Raw genomic sequence first — 24,875 nt, forward strand, 5'->3', positions numbered from 1 at the left:
AATTGCGACAAATGTTTTCGATGGGACGAGTAACCGCAGTCCCAAAGGTTTTCGATGGGACGAGTAACCGCAGTCCCAAAGGTTTTCGATGGGACGAGTAACCGCAGTCCCAAAGGTTTTCGATGGGACGAGTAACCGCAGTCCCAAAGGTTTTCGATGGGACGAGTAACCGCAGTCCCAGAACGTCGCGTTTTTAACCGAACTTCCCCTAAGGCTGTCACTAAAATCTTGGTCAAACCTCAGTTTTCTAAAAACTTAATATCCCATTAATAAAAGAATTGTAAAGGCGACAACTGGGAGTACAGCTAACGTATTCTTAATAATTTGGGATGTTCTTTCTTTTCTAGTCCTTACTTCTCTTTTCTTGATTACGTCACTGTATCGGTATTGCTTACCTAACATTTCCTTTTTGTAGGCTTTCTTTTCATCATTCGACAATTTATTAAACCAGTTGGTGAACTTTTGATAGTTATCTACAACTGTTGTAGAATCACCAATTTCTTTAAGAGCACCATAATCCAGCCATATGACACGGTCACAGAACTGCTTCATTTGACCAGCAGAATGACTGACGAAAAAGATGGTTTTTCCTTGTTTTTTGAACTCATTCATTTTATTTAAACACTTCTGCGCAAACGTGGAATCACCAACTGAAAGTGCCTCATCGATAATTAAGATATCTGGATCGGTGTGTACCGATATAGCAAAGCCTAAGCGTGATTTCATCCCGCTTGAATAGTCCTTTACTGGTTGGTTGATATATCCACCTATATCTGCAAAGTCGATAATATCAGGAGTAACCTCTTTAATTTTCTCCTTCGAAAGACCGTGCATCATACATTTAAGCTCGATATTTTCCATTCCAGTGAGGCTTCCATTTAATCCAGCAGAAATCGCGATGATTGATGTTTCCCCATTAATCTCTATTTCTCCTTCAGTGGCCTGAATCACCCCGCCAATAATATTAGACAGGGTTGATTTACCAGAACCATTCAGTCCAACTAACCCAATGGACTCTCCCTCATAGACTTCAAATGAAATATCGCTTAAAGCAATAAATTCTTTAAACTTTTTCTTAGATGATGATAGAGAGAATAAATTCAGTATTTTTTCAGACCGCTTCGCATGAAGTTCGAAGGTTTTATAGACATTCGTAAACTTTACTTTCGTTTTCATTATTAAAAGCTCCTTGTTAATTAGATAAGAAAATATAAAAATTTCCCTATTAAAACTCTTGTGAATTAGGCCGCGTACAGCTCCAGCGCCTGTGCTACTAGCGAGACTTCTCTCACTTACGTACACAGCACAAACTAGCTTTTAGCTTTTGTTCATTACAAATAATCCATGAAGTTCTTGCGGAATTTCATGTGGATTTTTGCTCCAAAATACAATAAACATAATGTTAATAGCCAAAAGTATCCTGTATAAACCATATCTTCAAAGAACCATGCTCGACCAAGAATCGAATCCCGAAATCCTTCGATAATGTAATATAGCGGATTTAATCGCAGGATATTCTCGAGCAACGGACCAACAACAGGGAATGTTCTTGAGATCAAACTAGTATCCCACATAACTGGAGACATGTATAAAAGCATCCGCATAACCGATTGGAGTGCTGTCTGATAATCTCGAATTAACGTTGCAATTGTTGAACTAAGTAATGAAAATGAAAATAAGAAAGCAAATAAGCAAATGAGGTAATAAATGAATTGAATGTTGTAGATTGAAGGTTTTACCCCATAGGACAGCGCTATTACAACGAGTATGCCTATCATAACGAAAAACTGATTACTATTACTCACAATTCTTATCGTCGGCAGCACACTAACCGGAAAATTCATTTTGGAAACAAGTCCAATCTTTTGATATACACTGTTGGAACCTTGAATGATTGATGGACTAATGAAAAACCAAGGAATTAATCCAATAATCAGCCAAAGGAAGAAAGGAGTCCCGTCAACGGGAGCTCCTCCTCTTATTGTACTAAAAACAAACCAATAGATTGCCACTTGAATTGCTGGACTTAAGAATTGCCAAAAGGTTCCCAAGTAATGCACTTGGTACATCCCTTTATTTTCAAACTTCGCCATTCGAAAGATTAAATCTCTAAATTCAATTTGTTCTCTAATAACTTGCCTTACCGAATTAAACATAAATGTAAGCTTCCTTCGCTGAAGAACTTATATAAATTTATATAAGTTCCCGTAATTAATGTAATTAATGTTATCCGCGTACTCTTTCACAACATTTTTCGTATCGAATACTTGGGCAACGTTCATTTTACTGAAATATGCACTTGTTAGCTCTTTAAACTCATTATGGTCACTTAGAACCAATACTAAATCAGATCCGTCCAAAGCTTTTTCTAAATCTTTTTCAACAAAGCTTAACTTAACATGTGGATCATACGCAACCACTTCATATTCAGGAAGGGCATGCAGATGCTCATAGATTTCCATTGCTGGACTTTCTCTTATATCATCAACATTTCCTTTATAAGTTAATCCAAATACTGTAATCTTCTTACCGTTATGCTTCGCAAGCAGTTTCTCTGCAGATTCTACAACATAACTAGGCATTGATTTATTTACTTGACGTGATAAGTTAATAATTTGGGCTTGTTCTGGTGCTTTCGCAATAATGAAGTATGGATCAACCGCTAAGCAGTGTCCACCAACACCAGGACCAGGTGTATGCAAGTTAACTCTTGGATGTTTATTTGCCATTTCGATGACATCCAAAGCGTTAATGTCTAATTCATTACATACTTTTGTTAATTCATTTGCTAACGCAATGTTAACATCACGGAATGTATTCTCCATTAGTTTCGACATTTCTGCAGTACGTGCGTTTGTTTTAATCAATTCACCTTGAACAAAAGTAGCATATACTTCTGCACCTTTTTCCGTACACATTGGTGTAACTCCACCAACAATACGGTTGTTATGAATTAGTTCGTGCATAATTTGACCTGGCAATACACGCTCAGGACAATGTACTAAGAAGATATCCTCACCAATGACAAATCCTGCTTCTTCAAGTCTTGGCTTAACAAAGTCGTCCATCGTTCTAGGAGCAATTGTTGATTCAACAATGACAACATTTCCTTTTTCTAAAAATGGAATAATGTTTTCCAACGCTTGCATAACGAATGTTATATCCATTGATTTATACTCATCATCTTTATTCGGTGTTGGCACTGCAATAATAAACGCATCTGCAGGTTCAGGCTCAACTGAAGCCCTGAAAGTTCCTTTTGCAATCGCCTTTTCTAATGCTTCCTGAAGACCAGGTTCTTCTATATGAATTTGACCATTATTTAACATGTCAACTGCTTCTCTTTTAATATCTACACCAACAACATCGACATCATAATTCGCAAACATAATTGATGTTGGTAAACCAATATATCCTAATCCCATTGTACAAAGCTTCACTGTAATTCCTTCTTTCTTTTCTTTAGGTTATTAAGGATTGTAATTATTGAACACAAATTAATACTTCCGATATACTTCGAGCAAGTATTTTTGTTCTTTCTCCCAATTATACTTCTTTCGGGCATTTTTGCAATTCGCACTAAAGTAATCACGCTTCTCAGGATTTTCCAGTAAGAAGTTTACACCTTTGGCTATTTCTTTAGGGTCGTGCGGGTCAATTGTGACTCCTACTTCACTTTCTTCTACTGCTTTTTTAATCTCTGGAAAGTTACATGCTACAACTGGCACTTCGTTCATCATGTACTCAAATAATTTATTCGATGAAGCTGACCAGTGATTGAAGTTAATATTATTTAATACTTGGAAGCCAAGATAAGCATTTTTCGTGTATTTCGGTAAATCTCGAACTGGAACCTTTGGTATGAATCTTATACCATCCTCCAGGTTTCTTTCCTTCACCATTTTGACTAGCTTGTCTTTAATCTTACCATCACCAATGAATACTAGAGTACCTTCATTAAATAACGGATATGCTTCAATTAAATTCTCTAGCCCGCGTCCTGCTTGAATACCACCTTGATACAGCAAAATCTTCTCATCTGATGGTATGTCTAGCATTCCGTGAAGGTCTACTTTATCTTCCGTTTGCTGAATCTCCATTGACGGATAGTTATGCAGCACATGTGGATAGAATCCATATAAGTCTTCATTAAATTTTGCGCGAGTATCATTTTCAACCATCATACTATCCATTCTCTTAATGAAGAAATGTTCAAACCTCTTGTACCATGGACTATCATAACCAGTCCTGCTTGTTTGTACCTCATGTGAATCATATATTAAAGGTTTTTTCTTGAATCGCCACTTTGCACTTATATATCCCTGTGGCATCGTATTTAAGTCATTCGAATGATAAATATCATAATTGCCTCGATGACCTTTTATAATCATCCGCAAAATTAGTGCACCGCGAATCCACACTACTCTTACTTTCGTTTTTAGCAGTAAGGCTACTAAAACAGTAAGAATAATTGTAATCCAGGGAATTAAATAGACCAATAAAGCCCAAACAGCTAATAACGGGATTAACGGCCACTTTTTACCAAATGCAAAGCGATACGCCTTTTGCAAAAATAATAAAGTAACCGGATATCTCCGCATACGATGAACCCGAAAATGCTCATTCACTTCTTCATACTGTGAAATAGTGGGATCCTTTGGGTCATCGATACATATTAATTCTACATCATAACCATTTTCAGATAAAGAGGTACATTCCCTAAGTACTCTCGCATCATTTGTAAAATGGTTCCAGACAAACATACCAACACGTTTCATTACGTTCTTCCCTCTTCATTCATTAATTATTTTTACGAGTTCGCTTATATTATTTTCCCAGAGGAACACATCTTGAACTGTTCTTGCACCATTTTCACCAATCCGTTCAAGCTCTTCAGGATTATTCTTTAATTCGACAATTTTCTCAATCATTCCCTGGATATCCTGTTGTTCAAAAACAAAGCCAGCCCCACTATTGGTTATTATTTGTGCTGCTGTCCCTTTTATTCCTGCGACAATTGGTGTCCTACATGTCATATAGTCGATAATCTTACCAGGAAGCACCGTTGAAAATACATCTTCATCATTTAGAAATGCAACCGCAATATTACTATTTTCAATTAATGCCAAGCTTCTCTTTCTGGTCGTCGGTTGATGCATATAGACATGATCCAATTGTTGTTCTTCTATATAACTCATGAATTCCTCGGTCTTTATCCCATAGCCAATAACATCAAAACGAATTCCTTCAGCTTGCAATGCGCTCGCAATTAACTTCAAATGGTCAATATCCTGTGCTAAGCCAAGATTTCCTGTATAGACAACGCGAAATTCTCCTTCATATGTCTTGCTTCGAACAATTTCGTGATCTCGCGGTCCATTCGGCAAATAAATAATCGGTGTATCCTTTTTTAATTTGGACCTTATATGTGATTCAAATCCCTTACTATTAATAACAATATGATCCGCTGCTCCGTACATTCTCTTTTCAAGTATCCGAAAAACTTTTAGAATGAAGCTGTTATCGAATGTTTTCACACCAACTAAACTATCCGGCCAAAGATCTCTCACTTCTAATATGAGTTTGGATTTGAGGAATAATTTACCAATTAATGCTGAAAAAACGATAAATATCGGCGGCGTACTTACCATGATATAATCATAATTCTCTTTTCTAATTTGCCAAAGCTTAATTAGAAAACGCCACATAATTTCGATATAAAAGTATAATCTGCTAACTATATGGTTCGAAAACTTTTTATTTTTTATTGGTACTCGGAAGACTTTTTTTGTTTCCAAGTTTAAGGATTCGTCATCCCAAAAAGATCGATCTTTGTATAAATTCTTGTTTGGATACGCTGGTTCCGTTGTTAATACATCCGCATCAATATCAAATTCATTTAATAATTGATAGATGTTTTTCATTCGATTACCTGCGCTGCCAATGACGGGATAGAAGTTTTGTGTCATTATTAATACTTTCTTTTTCATGAATCGTAACGCTCCTATATAGGAAATATACACCCAGTTGATTTTATCACAAATAATTATATTATGATATTTTAATCCATATCGCAACATGATTGTCGATTTTGGAGAACGCTGGGATTCTTTATTCCTTATTAGGCAATTTGATTGTCATTAGCTGATATATACTCAAGATATCGATCTCTGGCCGGCCGCTCCGAAAATACACTTCGCGCACCTTAGGGGGGCTGGCGAGCCTTCTTGTGCATACGCACTTCGAAGTCTCACCGAGGCCCTTCCTCCCGCAGGAGTCTTCGTGTATTTTCTCCGCTGATATTGAGCGATTGCTATCGATTTTCTAACTGAAATAAGATGAGAAGGCAATTCCTCTCTATTTGACGGTTAAATAAAGCGGAGGACAAGAACTCCTGCGGGAATAGTGACGGCTGCAGATCCATCGGAGGGCTTTTCTTCCGAAGAAGCGGAAATCAACATCGCTTCTATCTCGCATTCAGTCGGAGAAAACTAAACAAGTCTAATGGACTTCATTTAAAATCAGCTCGTTTAGTCGTTCGATAATATTTGGCTTATCATACTTCTCGACGATTGGTAAAAAGTTTTTGCCACTTCCCGTGTCTTTTTCTGTTAGTTTCAAAATCAATTCAACAGCTTCATCTACCTCATCAACAATAAATTCTTTAGGATAAATCGTATCTGAACCCGGCCAAGTAAAGACAATTGGTGTTGCGCCGCTTGCCATTCCTTCCATTGGTGCTAGATGGAAGCTTTCAATATCGCTAGTAGATAACATAAAATTGATATTTGTTAACCATTCTGCAACATTGTCCCCATGTCCATCAAAGATGATATGGTCCTTCCATGGCGCATCATTCATCCTATCAAATACTTCGGTAAAATAGTCCATCTCGGCTTTACGATTCTTCAACCATGGTAAATCCTCAGGTAATTTCCCTTTAATAAATAATTTAAACCGCTTATCCTTTTCCCACAGCTTCTCAAATATTTGAATCGCTCGATCAATTCTTTTTAATTTCGGTAAAATACCCATAATCCCAATATTGTACGTAATGTTTTCCTTTTTAGGTTGTTGGTATTTCTTTATATCAACCATGTTTTGAATTAGGGTTAGCTTGTCACGAGGAATCTTCTTACGCCGATTAAATTCTTCAAATATATATGGGCTAATTGCAATTACATTTGTCACATTTTCAAAATTAACGTCGTTCAGATAGTCCGTCTCCAGTTCCTGCCTGTGGACCCTAATATATAATCGCTGGCCTGGCAGCCTATGATTGGAATAAAACACAGAATTTCCAAGTCCCCATTCACAAAAGATAATATCCGCTTCTTGTAGTAACTGTCGACTTTTCTCTTCGTCATGTACATTATGACTTCTCCATTTATCTATGAGTACATGTAAGTGATTCGTTTGACAGAAATCAATATACTCTTTAAGAAATTTAAAATCATGGCCTGCAAATAATATCGTTTGCCTCTCCTGATTAAACTCCCAAAGTTTGCTAAGAATGCTTTTTCTAACAACAGGGTATTGAAAACGAATGCTTCCTGTAAAGCATTTTTCCGCAGCAAGCTTATATATATCTTGATTATCAAGTGCTAAGAGGACTTTTTCTTTTGCCTCCTGAAAATTCTCTGCAAATAGGGGGTAATCTTTCCCAAGTATATTCTCAAGTTGATGTGATCTACTGGCGATTATTGGCTTTCCATGCCTTGCATACTCCAGGAATTGCTCTAATATTTCTTCATATTCGCAATGATTAGCTATTGAAGAATAAAAGAGAAACCCCAAATCTGATTCATGAATGTATTGACTTATTTCTTCCTTCGAATCTATTTCCTTAGCTTTCAATCCGTCTAGTTTCCTATATCGATTTAGGAGTAACAAGTCTTTTTGTTCCTCAGCTGAATTATCACTAAAAATCGTCATCGAGAAAATAGGGTTCTTCTTTTTTATAGCTTGAAACAGACGTATGAGTTCATTTGTAATTTTCCCTCTATGCAGCATTGAATAGCGACGATGATCAAGCTTATTCCTGAGCGAAGTATCATTGACTATAGGAGGTATTAGTATAACTTTATTTACTGAAAGCTCCGTTACCCGCAATACTTCACGCTTTAATTCTTCGGTTTCCACAAAAATGGCAGGGGATTTGTTGATCGTTTCTTTGCTAAGAAGTGCTCTGTCTGTTATATATGGCAATACTTTTTTTTCATATTTTTTTTGGACTGCCATTGGCATTATTTCGGATCCATGCAACACAATAATATGATAATTCGCTTCATTGTCTAGTCGTTCGATCGTGTCAGTCATATTTGCTGGTGAATATTCCTCTTCATTTCTGCCCAAGGAAGTCTCTTCAACAGATAGCCATCTGATTTTCCGGTCCGTCGATAGGCTAGACTTGATCTCTTTTGGGATAACCGTTTTCGTCAGAATACTAAGTTCAAGCTTTTGATCACTCATTAATACTTTTATCAAGGATGACAGACGCTTAATCGAACGCGGCGTTACCGTCGAGAGTCGCTCAATACAAAGTAATATTTTCAAACGTTTCATTGTTAATCGCCGCTCCTTTACAGCAAAGCTATATTAATAGATTATTTTTTTCAGGGAGTAAGGAATGATAATGATTAGTTGGTATAAAGTGCGAACTACTTAGGAGAGTAATTGCTCTCTGGCCGGTCGCTCCGAAAATACACTTCGCTTTCCGCGGGGGGCTGGTGAGCCTTCTTGTGCTAACGCACATCGAAGTCTCACCTAGGCCCTTCCTCCCGCAGGAGTCTTCGTGTATTTTCTCCGCTGGGATTGTGCGGTTGTTATGTTTTTTATCTATCTCTATAAGGGTGCGCGACTACCGCAGCTGAAATCAACTTTGCACCTACCTAGTTCGCAGTTTATCTAATAGCGACAGGCATTGGGAAGTCATCCTAAATTTAATCGCTTTACAGATTTTATAGCCGTCGACCAATACAAAATATTCGCTTGTCCTTTTGGATAATGAACTTTTCAATTATTTTCGTTTGGTCATTAACTAAATCATAGAAGGAGCCTTCTTGAATTGCGCTTACCTCAAAAAAACCAGAATAGCTTTCTATTGCATCTACATATTCAAATTCCGTTTCGTGAAAACGATTATGATTATCACTATTGATAGATTTACTTTGGCCAACACATACAGCATTTGAATAATGGAATGCATAAATATGATCTTCTATGTAGAATTCATTATAATGGCTCTCAGGATTCAATACGGATACATACTTCGTTTTAACCAAATCTGAAATACGATATTTTTCATACACATACTCTTCTAAATAAACGTACACATTATTATGATTGTATTGATTATATATTTCTTCATAACCATCAAACACTGATATCAACACGATAATTCTAACCTGTTGATAAGATTGATTCTTAATCTTTTCCATTGTTTTATAAAATACTTCTTTTGAATATGCGGTAAATATTAGCGTAATATCTTGAGGTGGAAGTTTAAAAGGAATGGAAACACAATCTAATAGATATTGCATTCGCTTTTGATATGTATGGTTTCTAAAAATTTCCCTTGTGCTCTTACTTGATAGTTCTCGATAAACTCGTGGTTGCGTGCTTAACTTATTTATCGATTCAATGATATCATTATCATTCCATGCTGATTGGACAATTCCAGGAAATGTCCTATTTATTATAGAAGAAGTTCGATTAATAACTGGTATTCCAGATGCAAGCACCTCGATTACTGATTTGGGAATAATCGATTGGGCTTTACTTTTATTTTCTTTATTAATAAGAAGCGTGCAATTTTTTGTTAAATCAACTTGTCCAGATTCCTCTAAATTTCTTCCGGTGTGAATTACCTCTACACCTAAATTAGAAAGATTCGCAACCCGCTTATCAATACTTCCAATTGGAAGCTTCCTTTTGGGTATTGCTAGATGCTCATTAAAAAATTGATTAACCATATCTTTATTTATATTCATTGGGTTATGAATTTTAGGATTCACAGCATGTGACAGTTGGTAGATATTATCATGTTTAACCAATTGTTGATAAGCTTTAATTAAATCGCCGTCTACGGTAAAAACAAAGTTAAAGAACGGGAATATTTCCCTAATGATTTCTAGATTTATCGAACCATGAACATCCCAAAAGACTGTGGGGATGTGATTTTTTTTGCACCACAAAATCATCTGCTTCAATGTCTGATATGTTGTATTAACCCGTGTTTTTCCACTATCAATTGAACTATTTCTCAAGCTTGAATCGACGAGCAATAAATCAGGAATTGCAGTGCTTGAAGATTCGTCCCAATTATCTATAGTAATGATTGTGACAACATCGGTCATATCTTGTAACTGTTCTTCATTTAGAATCGCAGCAACCTTTATTTGATCCAGAGGCTTACTGTCTCCTATCTTCTGTGCTTTCATTGCTTTTGGAATCGATTCCGATGTAAAGACATTGAAGACCTCAAGTTCACCCTGCCCCGATAATCGAATCGCAATTCTACAATAAACTGCTTTAGGAGATACAATAAATGATGTGAGGCGGTTTAAATGAATTCTTCTTTTGTTTACTTGATTAAAGTCACTATCATATTCCAGCAAGTAAATTATCACATCGAGAGTTTCCGATTTTGTTCCGCTTATTTTAACCGTATTTTCATTACCAAGTTTTATCTTCTTTTCTTCTTTATTTATCATAGAAAAATTTGTATTATTTTCAAATAAGTTAAGATACTTTGCTTTTTCGTTAATAGATTGAATCTGAATCTTAGCGCTATTGTCAGTTAGTTTGACATCTTCCTTAGGGTAATACCAATTTTTTATATTAAAAAAATCACGAGATAACGTTTCAAATGGATGGATATCTCTTAAATCTCCACGCTGATATTCCTTTACGTTTTCCGACATTAAATCAAATCCTAACATTAAATAGTCATATAAAGAATCTAAAATTCCTTAAATCGAATTAGAAAACTAAGGTTTAATCAAGCCTTTTGGTGACAACCCTAGTTGCACGTATGTAGTAAAAAAGTTTTATACTGTCTTAACTGCCAATATAAACAAGGTAATACTTTTGTCCTTTGATGAAACATAGCAGTATTCATATTTTACCATATCTCTACTTTAATATAAATCCAGGAATCTGCTTAAACCCCTTGTTTCCCATAGGTTTATATAGAAAAAAGGGGAACAAGGCTTGGTACCCTGTTCCCCTTTCTTTAATACAGCTTTTCTTTATTTTGCAACGTCAACAATACGACCTTCAACCTTAGGTACGATATTGCCAATGCCTGCTAAATGATTCGCGAAGTTTTCCCAATCTGAAGATCCTAAATCCGTTACACGACCTTCTTCGTAGGCTTTACCAAAGCCTGTATAGCCATCTCCACCCTTAGCAGTAAATGCGTTAGTTACAATTTTGTACATTTCTTTATCTTGAATTTCAGTATATGATCCATCTGCATTTTGATAAGAGACAGATATTACACGACTTTGTGCAGGCTTAGAAGAATCAAATTCTACTTTACCACCAGCTACATGTAAGAACCCGCCATTTTCATATGGAAGTTCACCAACGCTAATTTCAAATGCTTCTTTAAGTTCAGTACCAGATAATTCCATTACTGCTGGTGTGTTTCCGAAAGGCAGTACAGTAATAACTTCACCAACCGTAATTGGTCCTTCGTTTATTGCAGCACGGATTCCGCCGCCGTTTTGCAATGCCATAACTACTTCTGGGTCAAATTTCTTCCCTTCTGCAAGCATACCATCAGTAATTAGATTTCCAAGTGGTGTTTCGTTTTTACGTACACTTACTTGTTCATCATTGCCTTCATCAGATGTTCTTGGGTTAAGCAGTGCACTTTCAGCTGTTGCACCAATCTCAGTTTGAGACGTTTTTTCTACTTGAGATGAGTATTGTTCTAGTAAACCTAGAGCATATGGATCGTCTGCTTTTTCTGCAACATCAATTAATTTACCAGCTGCAGCAACAACTTGACCTTCATCATTGAATTCAACGTCTACTTTTCCTAAGAAATCATTGTATTGATATGCTTGAACAATTACAGTTGGATCTTTCTCTTTTCCTGCATCATCTTTTGTAATAACCACTGGCTCATTTAATTGAGTATGACTATGTCCACCAACAATAACGTCAATACCATCTACTTCTGCCGCTAATGTTAAGTCGTTATCGACATTTGGATTATCGTCATAACCGATATGTGTTAATGCGACAATCTTGTCTACATCCTGACCTTGAAATGCTTTAACAGCTTTTTCAGCTTCTTCAATGTAGTTCTCAAATTCGATTGAACCAGGGCTTGAAAGATCTGCTGTTTCCGAAGTTGTTAATCCGAAAATCCCTACTTTCTCCCCTTCTACTTCTCTGATCATTCCATTGTAAATGTGACCATCTGCTGGTTTACTTGAGATGATATCACTGAATAATCCTTTGAATTTATCATCCTTTGTAAAGTCCACGTTTGAACTTACAAACGGGAACTTAGCACCTTCAACGAAATCTGCTAATCCTTGCAGACCTTCTTCTGTTGATCCTAAATCAAATTCATGATTACCAAATGTCATTGCATCGTAACCCATTAAGTTCATAAATCTTAAGTCAGCCATACCTTGGAACTCATTGTAGTACAATGTCCCTGACATAACGTCCCCTGCATCAACAAGCAATGCATTTGGCTCTTCTGCTCTAACTTCCTTAACTGCTGTTACGCGTTTCGCAACATCATCTAAATTCGCATGTGTATCATTTGTATGCATGATCGTTAAATCTAAATATCCATTATCAAGGTTCTTCTCCAGGATTGCATCAAGGGCTTCTTTTACCTTATCTCCTACTGCAACTGGTCCACCAAAGATTGTCATTGTATCAACATCTTCTTTAACTAGATAGTTAGATACTTCTTCAGGTACAATTCCATGTACTAAGACTACTGCTGAATCCTCTTTCGCTGCAAGAACTGCTCCAGAAAGTGCATCTGCATAATCTTTACCATTAGCAACATATACTGCATCACTATTTACTCCAAATTCTTCCATAATCGCAATATTTGTTGCGTAACGATTTTGACCACTGATTCGTTTTGCACCAGGAAGCTCTTTTGCAACATCTTCAGAGATTGCTAAGTCTCCACCTAGAACTAATGATTCTTTTGCTCCTAGGCTATTTAATGCATCTTCTGTTGCTTTTGTTAATACAGAATCCTGTGTTAATAAAATTGGCAATCCATCTCTAGCTGCAAATGATGCTACAGATAGTGCGTCAGCGAAATTCTTGCCATTTGCAACAACAACTTTTTCCGCTTTTCCTTCTGTTAATTCATTTGCAATTGCTACAGCAGTATCATATCTTGAATGTCCGTTAATTCGATCTACTTTTAGACCTGCTTTTTCAAGTGTTTCTGTAACATTTTTACTTACTGCGACTTCACCGCCTAGAATCGTTACTTCCTTTGCTCCAAGACGATTGATTTCTGCTATTGTTTGGTCTAGCACTCTATTACTCGGTGTTAATAGAATTGGAGTATCCCAAGCAGCAGCTAATGGAACACCTGCTAGTGCATCAGCGAAATCTTGACCACTTGCAAGGATTACCTTTTCTACAGAGCCTTTTTCCCAGCCTTGTTTACTTACTTCAATTGCTGTATCGTAACGGCTATATCCTTGGATACGCTCAATTTCATCTGCAACTTCCGGTTTTGGTGATTCTACTGGGTCTTGCTCTGGAGTTGGAGCTGGTTCATACACTTCAGGTTGTTGTTCTAATTCATAAACAGCAACTGTTCCTGAAACTTCATGTGTTGCAGCAAGTAATGCTTTACCTGTAGGGCTATCTCCAGCAGGGATAAATTGTAACCCTTCTGGTGACACGTCACCTTTCACATCTTCACTGAAATCACGGCTTGAAATCAAATCAACAAATTGAGGTTCTTCTGGATTTGATACATCATAAATCATAATTCCGCTGAATCGTTCTAATGCAATAAATGCATACGTAGTCTCACCAATTACACCAGTTACTGCTGTTTCTGGTTCTGCCCCTTTTGCATTACTGCGGCCATCAAATTCAAGCTCATCATTGTTTGTATTGAAATGCTTAGGCGCTGCTTCTGCAATAATTTCTTCAAATTCACTGCCACTGTCATAAACTTGTTCCATTGTTTCTGCATCAAAGATTGAGAAGCTGCGTCCGCCATAGCCGTAGATTGCTTCTACTTCACCTTTTTCATTAAGTCCATTTTCAATCGTAAGTTTATATTCTGCTAAACTATCAAGGTCAAATTTATCCAATTCAGCTTGTGTGTAGTTAGCATATTTAGATGCCTTTAAGTTAACCTTATTTTTTTCTATTAATTTCTTTAGTTTCTTCTCTTCTGTATATCCTTCACCATCTTCATTGTACTCACCATAAGAGAAGTTTCCATCTTCGTATGCACGTGCATCACCTTCATTTGGAGTGATAATGTATGTTTTATCACCTAGAGTGAAAGTGTCAATTGCGTCTGGCATATGGAAGGTAAGAATTGGTTGTTTTTCGATTTCGATCTTCCCATTAGGATTAGCATCCATTTCATTTCCAGCTACTGAATGGTCGATTACGCCAAGACCTTTGACATCAACAATTTTGTTAGCTGTTAAATCAATTGTTGCAATCGCATTATTTTCTTGTAAAGATACATAAGCCGTTTTGCTGTCTTCTGAAACAGTTACATATTCAGGTTCTAGTTGCTGTAATACTGTGCCTGTTTCGCCAGTCTTAGAATAGCGTACTTTATCATCCAACATGTCCTCTGTAAATTTCAATGATTCTACTTTAAAGTCTTTAGCATCAATAATAGAAATGGAACCTTCTGGATCATGTGTTGTTACTTCTTTAGTGTCTTCATTAACCGTTGCGCGTGGCTCACCTTCATTGGCAACAATCGCCTTTTTACCGTCTGGTGTAAATGTCACCATATCAGGTAACGAACCTACTTCTACACTTTTAACAAATGTTCCGTCTTTTTTAGCGAATACAATATGACCAGGGTCTGATTCTACTTTACTAGTCGCTGAGATCGCAATCAGGTCAGCTGCTGGGCTTACTGCGATACTTGTAATGCTTGCAACATTTTCAGGATTAAGATTAGAGTCTAAATCTTTAAGTAAAAATCTTTTCGATCCGATTTGTTGAAATTCACCAGATTTCAAATCCGCAAATGAAATAATATCGAATCCAGTTACTGCACCGTTTGTAACATATGCTGTTTTTGAAGCCGCATCATATGCCAAAATTTCCGTACCAGTTTCCCCTTCCCCACTATCATATTGCGCAATTTGAGAAACCTTAAGTTGATCCTGTAAGTATTGGTGAAGCGGTGGTTGTGCTGTTGGCTCTTTCGCCTCGTCCGCAAATACATTATATGGTACTACACCGGTAAACAATAACGATGCTGCAGCAGCTCCAGTTATTAGCTTTTTCTTAAATCCCATTATGTAAAACCCTCCCTAATTTATCTTGCTATAGGTAATTTTACATATCTATTGTTAATTAAGTGCAAAGTTATTGTAAATTTTATATTAATATTGTTACTTTCTGCTGATATTTGTAATTTTTTTGCATAAAAAAAGACTTTCGCTTATTTAGCGAAAATCTTTTTATCTATTTCGTACCTTTTTCAGCCTTCGAAGCATCTTACGTAAATAGTCGACAATTGGCCTTTTCCCTCCCATTACAACCCCCGCTAATTCTGCTAGGATCTGGATTAGAAATAGGACAATAACTGTGATAATTAATGAGGTTGATGTACTCGCTTCGGAGAATAGGATTGCCATTACGCCAAACAAAGCACTAAATGCATAAAGAATTAATACTGTTTTCCTGTGACTGTATCCCGATTCAATAAGCTGATAATGAACATGCTTATTATCAGCCCTCATAATATTTTCCTTGTTAAATGCCCTGCGAACGATAGCATAAAGTGTATCAAAGATTGGAACTGCAAGAACAATGATTGGAATAATAAAGCTGAAGAAAGCGACATTTTTAAACAATCCAAGCATCGAAACAACAGCAATCATGTAACCTAGGAAATTAGACCCAGTGTCTCCCATATATATTTTTGCTGGGTAAAAATTATGGTAAAGAAATCCAAGATTCGCTCCGACCAGCACAATGCTGAGAAACGCAACCATTATTTGCGAATCAATAATCGCCATAACAAAGATGCTTATTAAGGCAATTGTTGACACACCAGTTGCAAGACCATCCAGACCATCAATGAGATTAATTGCATTGGTAATCCCTATTATCCAAACAATCGTAATAAATACACTAAAAAAGCCGAGATCAATAATACCTAAAATTGGTAAGGTTATCCTTTCGATTATAATTCCTGAAGAAACAAGAAATGAAGCTGCAATTAATTGTCCTGTAAGTTTAACTACTGGCGTAAGCGAAAATCGATCATCAAGAATACCTGTAATAATGATGACAACCGCTCCCATTAAGATTGCTGGGAGATGCTCACTCGTAGGATGCAGATAAAGAATACCTAGCAATGAACCAAGGAATACTGAAATTCCACCTAACCTCGGCGTTACTTTCTTATGTATTTTTCTATGGTTCGGATGATCGACTGCCCCAATTAATGTTGCAAACTCTTTTACTGGATAGGTTAATAGGAAGGAAGAAATAAGCGATATTAGATATGCAATAATCAGATCGAGCGCGTTAATCATAATATTCTCCTTGTTGTTCGTGTTGACTGATAGATATGAGAAACAATACTATCGTGACTTAAATTATAGCGAATGATGCATTCCGTTAGCAAATCTTATCTTAAAACAGGAAGTAAGGATTTTTGTTTAAACTTTGCAATTATTAATGGGATTCTCCTCCTAACCATAGTATGTTATGCTATTTACGATACTATTCTAATAATCAGAAAGAAGGGGAATTTCCATGGGGATTTATCTTTTTGTAGTTGCAGCGATTTTAGCTGCTATTTCAATATCCGTGCTTTTTAAAATTAATATTGGGAAAATTAAAGAACAGCCGGAGCAAACAAGTAAAATACAAACAAACTTCTTTATCGGCGTTGCCATTAGTGAAGCAATCCCAATTGTATTATTGATTTTCGGATTGATTAATACGGAAACTGTTTCATCAAACCAGCAGTTATTCGTACCTGCAATCATAATTATTTTAACTATTATATATGCTAGTTTCTTTTTGTTCCTGCAAAGTAAAGTAGATGTTGTCGAAGAGAATAAAGCTAGTGTGACTAGCTTCACGGCGATTGGTATGGCAATGGTGAATGCTATCCCGATTATTGCACTTGTTCTTTTATTTACACTTGCACCATAATCAATGTCAGCGGGAGATGTGCCGTTCGATACATATTATTAACTCAATTCGCATTTTTTACCTTTCCCTTTCATTCAATTACATCAAGCTTTATAATGATACATAAGTAGAGTTACGAATTAGTAGGTGAGATTATGGATAAAAAGGTTACCATTGAACGGGTATGTGTATTGGCTGGAAAGATTATGCTTCAAAGCGGTGCAGAAACATATCGAGTAGAGGATACAATGAACCGTATTGCTACTGCATTTGGTGTGCGGAATCCGCAGAGCTATGCGACCCCTACTGGAATTAATTTTGCTGTTGATGTTGCGGAGGAAACATACTTCTTAAGAATTACTACGCGGTCAACGGATCTACATAAAGTAGCCGAAGTCAATACGATTTCTCGAAGCATTACTGCAGGAGAACTCAATTTGGGAGAAGCGTACTCCTCATTAAATGCGGTTGATAATGATTCACTTTTATATCACGCATGGATCCGAATTATTGTCGCTGCATTTGTAAGTGGCTGTTTTACCATTATGTTTGGTGGCGTATGGAATGACTTTATTCCTGCATTCGTGGCTGGAGGATTTGGTTATGCCGGAATGCTTGGTGTTGACCGTCTACTCGAAATCCGCTTCGTCTCTGAATTTCTCGGTGCAGTCATTATTGGTTTCATTACAGTTATCTGTATTTATACTGGTATCGGAGAAGAGATGGATAAGATTATCATTGGAGGCGTCATGCCCTTAGTTCCAGGTTTACTTATCACAAATGCAGTTCGTGATTTGATATCTGGACACTTGGTTTCTGGTCTATCAAAAGGAATAGAAGCATCAATTACTGCATTTGCGATTGGTGCTGGGATTGCAGCTGTTATTGCTTTTGCTTAAATGGAGGAATGCTACATGGATATTACCGCTCAACTAGTCACAAGTTTCATAGCCGCTGCAGGATTTGGCATCCTTTTTAATGCACCAAAAAATGCTCTCATTCAATGCGGACTTATCGGCATGATTGGTTGGATTCTATATTACCTGCTTTCTGCAAATGGATTAGATGTAGTCCCTTCCACCATACTTGCTGCGATGCTCGTCGCTATCTTAAGTTATATTTGTTCAAAAATTTATCGTATGCCAATTATTATTTTTCATGTATCCGGAATCATCCCCCTTGTCCCAGGAGGAAGTGCATACGACGCAATGCGTCATTTCGTTATCAATGATTATTATACGGCAGTCCAATTGTCGACGAAAGTGCTGCTTCTCTCAAGCGGAATCGCGATTGGATTAATGTTCTCTGAGGTAATCAGCCAAATTATACGGAAGGTTGCTGCTGCAAAGCGGTAGGGAATATACTAAAACATTATATCTGAAGCGTTCATTCCATGTGCAGGAGCGCTAATTTCAATTAAATTTTATTTTTGAATATTTCAAATAATCTTTTAATATTATGTCAATCTGCATTATTTGATTAATTCTTTTTTTCCTATAATATAAAATATATATTTCTACATAAAGTGAGGGAACTTATTATGGAACAACCATTACAACCAAAAGCAGTTATCGTAATATTCGGGGCAACAGGAGATTTGGCTAAACGCAAATTGTTCCCTTCTATATATCGTCTTTATCAGCACGGGAAAATTAGTAAGAACTTTGCTGTAATTGGTCTTGCTCGCCGGGAATGGACTGATGAAGTTCTGCGCGAAAATGTTGTAGAATCGATTGAAGAAGCGGTTTCTCCAGATGAGAATTTAGATGAATTTGTCTCTCATTTCTATTATCACCCATTTGATGTTACAGAAGATTCCTCTTACCAAGGATTGAAACATTTAATTAAAAACCTGGAAGGGGAATACGACACAGACGGAAATCGAATCTTTTATTTAGCAATGGCGCCTAATTTCTTCGGAACTATTGCAAATAAGTTAAAAGCTTACGAATTAGAAAAATCTGATGGATGGTCACGACTTGTAATCGAAAAGCCTTTTGGGCATAATTTAGAATCTGCAAAGGGATTAAATAATCAGATCCGTTCTGCCTTTAAAGAGGATCAAATTTACCGAATTGACCATTATTTAGGTAAACAGATGGTACAAAATATTGAGGTAATTCGTTTCGCCAACGGAATATTTGAGCATCTCTGGAATAACCGATTTATCTCTAATATACAAATTACATCAAGTGAGGTACTCGGTGTAGAAGAGCGCGCTCGCTATTATGATCATTCTGGCGCAACCCGTGACATGGTACAAAATCATATTCTCCAAATGGTTGCATTACTCTTAATGGAACCACCAATTAAGTTAACGACGGATGAAATTCGTTCAGAAAAAATAAAAGTGCTGCGTGCACTCCGTCCATTAGATAAAAATGAGATTAGCAAATCCTTTGTAAGAGGTCAATACGATGCAGGGGAAATAAACGGTGAGGCTGTTCCTAGCTATCGTGAAGAGGACGAGGAATTAACAGAGTCTAATACGGAAACCTTTGTTGCTGGAAAGCTTCTAATCGATAATTATCGCTGGGCAGGTGTACCGATTTACATTCGTACTGGAAAAAGGATGACAGAGAAGTCAACCAAAATTGTAATTGAATTCAAGGATATTCCAATGAATTTATACTATAAAAAGGATAATGACCGCAACCCTAATTTACTCAGCATCAATATCCAACCTAACGAAGGTATCACACTTGGTCTGAACGCAAGAAAGTCCAGTGAAGGATCACTAGCTGAGCCAATCCAGCTTGCTTATAATCTAAATGAATCTTCTGGAATCAATACACCTGAAGCATATGAAAGACTACTCTATGATTGCATGATCGGCGATGCAACTAACTTCACACACTGGGATGAAGTAGCATTATCCTGGAAATTCGTCGACACTGTCTTAGATGCATGGTCTAAAGAAAAAGCTGATTTCCCGAATTATAAATCAGGATCAATGGGACCGAAAGAAGCGGACGAGCTTCTAGCAAAAGACGGATTCCACTGGTGGGAAGTATAACGTTACGTAAATATTAAAAAACTAAGGTTTAATAAGCCATTGAGTGACAGCATTAGTTGCACTTATGCAGTTAAGAAAGGATCATACTCCAGACTCGATTGGAGCATGATCCTTTTTTCCTTCATTATTTTTCTTTAAGACCCCGGCTGACTTCTCTGTCTCTTCCAAGTAATAATGATAAATTGATATAAAGTGCGAACTAAGTGCAAAGTTAAATATAGATGCAGACGGTCGCACACCATAATAATTGACGATATCTAGTGCGTTACTCACTCCAATGTGGTGAGCTTTTGCACAATCCCAGCGGAGAAAATACACGAAGACTCCTGTGGGAAGAAGAGCTTTAGGTGAGACTACGAAGTGCGTCAGCACGAGAAGGCTCACCTGCTCCCCTAAGGTGCGCGAAGTGTATTTTCGGAGCGATCGGCTTGAGAGCAATTGCTCTCAATATCTAGTTCACTTTATCTAAAGTGCGACAGAAATAAATCTAAATTAATAATGCTCATTTCGATCTGGAATAAGCGCAGTAATAGCTAGCACTATTGCTGTAATAATATGCATGACCATCCCTAGCACTGGAATAATCCCAATTACAGAAGTAATAATCCCTAATATACTACCCGCAGAAGCCCCACGATCCCTAATTGTAATTACTAAAGTAATAATATGGAGAATTAGCATAAAAAACAGTGGTGTCCAACCATTGGCAATGATAAAAGCCCCACCCAAAAAAGGAATACCTAATAAGCCTTCAAATATTGCAGTTATCCATTTTAAAATCTTAGACCCTGACAAAATATCCCCTCCAAATCATCTTTAAAAATTATACCTAACTTATCGTACCATATTATTCCCTTTCGATAAAAATTCCACACTATATGTCCTGATACTATTATAAAATGTTTTCTATAAGATTGGCTCTGTAGTTATTCGCCCCATTAAAAAAACTGTTGTTATGATTAGTTATTTTAAGACATACAATCAATCTTCCATATCTTTTCCATACCACCAGCGAGTTTGCCCACTACCAAACAGAATTGACCGATTTAATTGGACTATGACCTCGCTTGTTCGCTTCATTTGACTGTCAATCGTACTGATTGATGCATTGACATATATTCCTGTTTCGTCTCGAAAAACAACATAGGTTTTTTCATTATGTACAAAATAATCTTTAATGTGGTGATATGCTAGCCATACACAATCTTTATTCTTATTTGAAGCTGTAGGAAACATGTATATGCCATTCCTGGATGATATTGCAATCGGCAGTTTACTCATTGATTTTAATATTTTCTTCACTGCTCCCCGACGTCCTTCTAAGGTTGCTCCATATATAATGCAGCTATGATTAATGATATCCTCAGCCTTGTGCGTCAAATATAGTTGACTATCCGCCTCAATCACTACCGATCGATAATAATTGGAGTCATTCAGTAGTATTGCTTTCGTTTTCTGGGAAACAAGATAGACATTTTCCATGATAATCCCCCCATTATAATTACAGAGCTCATGTTACTGCTAGTATACTAACTAATTCAGACTATTTCTACAATATCTGACTTTTTAACACAAATTTAATAGTCCTATTAAGATGGATTTAGTAGAATTTAAAATTATTTTGTATCGTTATATACTTCTTTGTCTCTATTTGTTATTTTATGATATACTTTTCGTAGATATTAGGAAGGCGGGATTCCCAATGGATGTTGCAGCCCTTTCAGTTGTAATGGCACAAAATCAAGTTCGAATGGATGCTGGTTTCTCATTAATGGATAAAGTTATGAATATGTCCGAACAACAGAGTATCCAGTTAAATGATATGTTGGGTCAATCGGTAACTCATGCAAGTCATCCTTCATTAGGCTCTCAGCTGGACTTAAAAATTTAACGTAAGATTATGTAAGATAAAAAGAAGAAGCAGCACTCCAAAGTTGGCGTACTGCTTCTTCTTTAATGTTTTGAAAACATCATTTATCGATTTTCGTCTTCTCTATTATTATCGTTCTGTCCGTTTAAATCATCCTGTGGATTATTTCCATCATTTAGATTATCTTCAGCAGGAGCTTCATTGTCGTCTTCCTCTGGATTTAACGGTCCATCGTCTTCAAGTGGCCCTTCGTTATCCTCCACTGGATTATTACCATTATTACCATTATTACCATTATTACCATTATCATTATTATTATCTGTTCCAGTTCCACATGCAGCTAACATTGATAATGCAATAATCGATGCACCAAGCTTAAATAAAAGTTTATCCTTCATATTAGGTTCCTCCTTTTGATGTAAGTTATCGTCATTAGGATAACCATATCTACGAAAGTAATACCCATATTTAGACAATTTTTTTATGCAGCATAATAATTTCTACTTTATTGCAAATGTGATCTCTGCTTCACAAGCTAATTCTCCATTTACAGTAGCAATTCCTTTTCCTTTGCCAATTGGCCCCTTAACCCTCGTAATCTCTACCTCTAAACGCAGCTGATCCCCAGGTCTTACTTGGCGCTTAAATCGACATTTATCAACACCAGCTAAAAAGCCTAATTTCCCTTTATTTTCTTCTTTTCCTAATACTGCAATCGCACCAACCTGTGCCAGCGCCTCAATAATCAATACTCCAGGCATTACAGCATATTCAGGGAAATGCCCTTGAAAAAACGGTTCATTAACTGTAACATTTTTTATACCTACAACACGTTTGCCTTCTTCCATTTCCGTCACCTTATCTACTAATAGAAATGGGTAGCGATGCGGTATAATTTCTTTTATTTGTTCTATATCTAACATAATCCTAACTCCTTTGTAAAAAGATATTTCCGTTATTATATCAAAAGTGCGGGAATTTAGTAGGGACCGAAGCAAAGATTGCTAAGATTTAACCAAGCCTTTCCGTGACAGCCTTTGTTGCTATGTAGTAAGAAAAAGCATGTCATCTATTTTACAGGCAACATGCTTTTATGGAAATATGAAATTATGCTGCCTGGTAAACTATTCGACTTTCGTTACGATATCAATAATATGCTGCCATGTTTCTTTTTTCAATACATCCATTGGAATCCCATCACCAAGGATACCATAACCAATCATTAATCCAAGAACTAATGCGGTTGCAGCTAGAATCAGAACAATGATAACTCGAAGCCAAATCGGAAAAATACGCAATCGCGGCTTTTTATTATTGCTTTTTTCATTTTTTTCCTGCTTTTGCTGTTTTCTTGATTGCTTTTCCGTTGTCTTAGAATTCAACTCTGCTTTTTTCATCGAGTCTTTTTTCTTCTCTTGTTTATATTCTCTTCTTGACTTCTTATCAACAACGGTGCGATCAGAGTGATTAGACATAAATAGTAACTCCTTAATTCCTGGCAATTGAACTAATGCTTGTATATTATTAATAGAAAGTTTTTCAGTTTGCTTGCACTCAAACATCGTTAAACGAGTGTTCCCACTTCATCCAAGTTTATCATAAACTTAAGATCAAAATCTACATTTCAATTAACCTTCCATCTCTATGAACGAAGCTGGTTCACTAATCCCATCATCTGGTCTCCCATCGAGATTGTTCGTGCATTGAACTGGTAAGAACGCTGCGCCATGATTAGATCTGACATTTGCTCTGCTACATCAACATTCGACTGTTCAAGTGTTCCGCTTTGCAAAATATTTTCATTCGGGGCGGTGTTTTGAATTATGTCACCAAAGTTAAGCCCTAGTTCTGCTGTATTTGGCAGTCGGAACATATTCTGGCCTGTTGATTCCAGTAATCTTGGGCGAACCACTTCAACTACTGCAATTGAGCCAGCAATCTCCTCTTGACCGCCACGCTGGGTGACAATTTGTCCGTTCTCACGAATCGTAATTGCATCAAATCCTTCAGGAATGACAATCGGACCATTCTCGCCAAGTATCGGATTACCGTCACTTGATACGAGCATGACATCTTGATTATTATTTATCGGATTTAAATAAAATGAGCCATCTCTAGTATAACGTGTTTCCGTATTTCCATTCTCTATTACTTGAACTTGAAAGAATTGATTTTCTCCAACTAATGCCGTATCTAGCGCACGATTTGTTGTAACCAATGATCCGTGTTCTAGGTTAATGTTCGTTGCACCGAGTCTTGCACCAGAACCAATTCGAATACCATCTGGTGTTAATCGTCCTTCTGCATTTTCTGGACTATTTAAATTATTGATTTGCTGGAATAATAACGAAGAGAACTCTGCTTGACGCGTTTTATACCCTGTCGTTTGGCTGTTTGCCATATTATGACCAATCAAATCAAGCTTGCTTTGCAATTGATTCATTGTTACTGCAGCTTGAATCATCATTCGTGACAATGTAATCCCTCCAATCTTGGTAGAACAAAAGCTTAAAGCTAGTTTGAGCTGTATACGGACTGCGCCCCGCAGTTTGGGGTGGTTCGACGGGTCGAACATTCCTACGTAGGAGATAAAGGAAACATGCCCCTGCACTTTAGGGGTAT

At 36.8% G+C, this 24,875-nt stretch carries 20 protein-coding genes; 5 read left to right on the forward strand and 15 right to left on the reverse strand.

Going from position 1 to position 24,875, the window contains the following annotated elements; genetic code table 11:
• Positions 1-255: 255 nt before the first annotated feature.
• From tagH to CUC15_RS17380, 9 genes are all read right to left on the reverse strand, one after another.
• Positions 256-1,176 carry a teichoic acids export ABC transporter ATP-binding subunit TagH gene (tagH, locus tag CUC15_RS17340; RefSeq protein ID WP_114917869.1) on the reverse strand — a complete coding sequence of 307 codons (921 nt, stop codon included), beginning with the start codon at positions 1,174-1,176 and terminating at the stop codon, positions 256-258.
• Between the two features lie 155 nt (positions 1,177-1,331).
• The gene (locus CUC15_RS17345) at positions 1,332-2,156 is read right to left on the reverse strand and encodes an ABC transporter permease (RefSeq protein ID WP_114917870.1); all 825 of its coding nucleotides are present in this window, start codon (positions 2,154-2,156) and stop codon (positions 1,332-1,334) included.
• Positions 2,157-2,183: 27 nt separating this feature from the next.
• Positions 2,184-3,440 (reverse strand): nucleotide sugar dehydrogenase, encoded by a 1,257-nt coding sequence (locus CUC15_RS17350; RefSeq protein ID WP_114917871.1) that lies wholly within the window; start codon positions 3,438-3,440, stop codon positions 2,184-2,186.
• Between the two features lie 57 nt (positions 3,441-3,497).
• Positions 3,498-4,778, reverse strand: a complete 1,281-nt coding sequence (locus tag CUC15_RS17355) for a glycosyltransferase (RefSeq protein ID WP_242985895.1) — start codon at positions 4,776-4,778, stop codon at positions 3,498-3,500.
• Between the two features lie 15 nt (positions 4,779-4,793).
• Complete coding sequence (locus CUC15_RS17360; protein WP_162800354.1) at positions 4,794-5,990, reverse strand: glycosyltransferase family 4 protein; 1,197 nt, start codon at positions 5,988-5,990, stop codon at positions 4,794-4,796.
• A gap of 511 nt (positions 5,991-6,501) precedes the next feature.
• Positions 6,502-8,565: a glycosyltransferase gene (locus CUC15_RS17365; RefSeq protein ID WP_114917873.1), complete on the reverse strand. Its 2,064-nt coding sequence runs from the start codon at positions 8,563-8,565 to the stop codon at positions 6,502-6,504.
• Positions 8,566-8,960: 395 nt separating this feature from the next.
• Positions 8,961-10,925, reverse strand: a complete 1,965-nt coding sequence (locus tag CUC15_RS17370) for a CgeB family protein (RefSeq protein WP_114917874.1) — start codon at positions 10,923-10,925, stop codon at positions 8,961-8,963.
• A 327-nt stretch (positions 10,926-11,252) separates the two neighbouring features.
• A complete protein-coding gene (locus CUC15_RS17375; protein ID WP_114917875.1) occupies positions 11,253-15,512 on the reverse strand; it encodes a choice-of-anchor I family protein in 4,260 nt (1,419 codons plus the stop codon).
• Positions 15,513-15,677: 165 nt separating this feature from the next.
• The gene (locus tag CUC15_RS17380; protein ID WP_114917876.1) at positions 15,678-16,760 is read right to left on the reverse strand and encodes a glycosyltransferase family 4 protein; all 1,083 of its coding nucleotides are present in this window, start codon (positions 16,758-16,760) and stop codon (positions 15,678-15,680) included.
• A gap of 223 nt (positions 16,761-16,983) precedes the next feature.
• Between CUC15_RS17380 and CUC15_RS17385 the strand changes: the two genes are divergently transcribed.
• From CUC15_RS17385 to zwf, 4 genes are all read left to right on the forward strand, one after another.
• Complete coding sequence (locus CUC15_RS17385) at positions 16,984-17,388, forward strand: hypothetical protein (protein ID WP_114917877.1); 405 nt, start codon at positions 16,984-16,986, stop codon at positions 17,386-17,388.
• A 134-nt stretch (positions 17,389-17,522) separates the two neighbouring features.
• Complete coding sequence (locus CUC15_RS17390; RefSeq protein ID WP_114917878.1) at positions 17,523-18,266, forward strand: threonine/serine exporter family protein; 744 nt, start codon at positions 17,523-17,525, stop codon at positions 18,264-18,266.
• A gap of 15 nt (positions 18,267-18,281) precedes the next feature.
• Positions 18,282-18,722 carry a threonine/serine exporter family protein gene (locus tag CUC15_RS17395; RefSeq protein WP_114917879.1) on the forward strand — a complete coding sequence of 147 codons (441 nt, stop codon included), beginning with the start codon at positions 18,282-18,284 and terminating at the stop codon, positions 18,720-18,722.
• Between the two features lie 185 nt (positions 18,723-18,907).
• The gene (gene zwf, locus CUC15_RS17400) at positions 18,908-20,383 is read left to right on the forward strand and encodes a glucose-6-phosphate dehydrogenase (RefSeq protein ID WP_114917880.1); all 1,476 of its coding nucleotides are present in this window, start codon (positions 18,908-18,910) and stop codon (positions 20,381-20,383) included.
• A 492-nt stretch (positions 20,384-20,875) separates the two neighbouring features.
• On the opposite strand, the gene CUC15_RS17410 is transcribed toward zwf, so the two are convergent.
• Both CUC15_RS17410 and CUC15_RS17415 read right to left on the reverse strand, forming a co-directional pair.
• A complete protein-coding gene (locus tag CUC15_RS17410; RefSeq protein WP_114917882.1) occupies positions 20,876-21,178 on the reverse strand; it encodes a hypothetical protein in 303 nt (100 codons plus the stop codon).
• Between the two features lie 186 nt (positions 21,179-21,364).
• The gene (locus tag CUC15_RS17415) at positions 21,365-21,865 is read right to left on the reverse strand and encodes a competence protein ComK (RefSeq protein WP_114917883.1); all 501 of its coding nucleotides are present in this window, start codon (positions 21,863-21,865) and stop codon (positions 21,365-21,367) included.
• A 220-nt stretch (positions 21,866-22,085) separates the two neighbouring features.
• On the opposite strand from CUC15_RS17415, the gene CUC15_RS20165 reads away from it, so the two are divergent.
• Positions 22,086-22,274 (forward strand): YjfB family protein, encoded by a 189-nt coding sequence (locus CUC15_RS20165; RefSeq protein ID WP_162800355.1) that lies wholly within the window; start codon positions 22,086-22,088, stop codon positions 22,272-22,274.
• An 83-nt stretch (positions 22,275-22,357) separates the two neighbouring features.
• Here the strand turns inward: CUC15_RS20165 and CUC15_RS17425 are convergent, their stop codons facing one another.
• The 4 genes from CUC15_RS17425 to CUC15_RS17440 all read right to left on the reverse strand — a co-directional run bounded on the left by CUC15_RS17425 (position 22,358) and on the right by CUC15_RS17440 (position 24,729).
• On the reverse strand, positions 22,358-22,651 hold the full coding sequence (locus tag CUC15_RS17425; RefSeq protein ID WP_114917885.1) for a hypothetical protein: 294 nt from the start codon (positions 22,649-22,651) through the stop codon (positions 22,358-22,360).
• A 102-nt stretch (positions 22,652-22,753) separates the two neighbouring features.
• Positions 22,754-23,176, reverse strand: coding sequence for a 3-hydroxyacyl-ACP dehydratase FabZ (gene fabZ / locus CUC15_RS17430; RefSeq protein WP_114917886.1), 423 nt, complete (start codon positions 23,174-23,176; stop codon positions 22,754-22,756).
• A 201-nt stretch (positions 23,177-23,377) separates the two neighbouring features.
• Positions 23,378-23,728, reverse strand: a complete 351-nt coding sequence (locus CUC15_RS17435; protein ID WP_205317626.1) for a DNA-directed RNA polymerase subunit beta — start codon at positions 23,726-23,728, stop codon at positions 23,378-23,380.
• A 167-nt stretch (positions 23,729-23,895) separates the two neighbouring features.
• On the reverse strand, positions 23,896-24,729 hold the full coding sequence (locus tag CUC15_RS17440; RefSeq protein WP_114917887.1) for a flagellar hook-basal body protein: 834 nt from the start codon (positions 24,727-24,729) through the stop codon (positions 23,896-23,898).
• Between the last annotated feature and the right edge of the window lie 146 nt (positions 24,730-24,875).

This window comes from Oceanobacillus zhaokaii, assembly GCF_003352005.1.
GTDB classification, from domain to species: domain Bacteria; phylum Bacillota; class Bacilli; order Bacillales; family Amphibacillaceae; genus Oceanobacillus; species Oceanobacillus zhaokaii.